Origin of the sequence: Agrobacterium sp. a22-2 (genome assembly GCF_012276985.1) — a bacterium.
In the GTDB taxonomy this organism is placed as follows: Bacteria; Pseudomonadota; Alphaproteobacteria; order Rhizobiales; family Rhizobiaceae; genus Allorhizobium.
The window spans coordinates 1-428 of the sequence record NZ_JAAXMM010000078.1 but is presented as its reverse complement, the minus strand read 5'-3'; the positions used below and the strand labels follow the sequence as shown (position 1 = coordinate 428).

Genomic DNA, 428 nt, shown 5'->3' with positions numbered 1-428 from the left:
CCAAGGGCCTGACCTCGGGCTACGTGCCGATGGGCGGACTGATCGTCAGTGACAAGGTGTTCGAAGTGATCGAGGCACATGGCGATTTCAACCACGGCTTCACCTATTCCGGGCATCCGGTGGCGGCGGCGGTGGGCCTGGAAAACCTGCGCATTCTCAAGGAAGAAGGCATCGTCGAGCGGGTGAAGGCAGAAACGGCGCCTTACCTGCAGAAGCGCTTGCGTGAGCTGGCGGATCACCCGCTGGTGGGCGAAGTGCGCGGCATCGGCATGCTTGGCGCCATCGAGTTGGTGCAGGACAAGGCCACGCGCAAGCGCTTCTCCGGTGATGTGGGCGTGGGCATGGTCTGTCGCGGCTACTGCTTCAATAACGGCCTGATCATGCGCGCGGTGGGCGACACCATGATCATTGCGCCGCCGCTGGTGATC

Annotated in this window: 1 protein-coding gene; it reads left to right on the top strand. The window is 63.1% G+C overall.

Going from position 1 to position 428, the window contains the following annotated elements; genetic code table 11:
• Positions 1–428, top strand: a 428-nt coding sequence (locus HFC70_RS26450) for an aminotransferase class III-fold pyridoxal phosphate-dependent enzyme (protein ID WP_168476305.1), incomplete at both ends; no start/stop codon positions are given.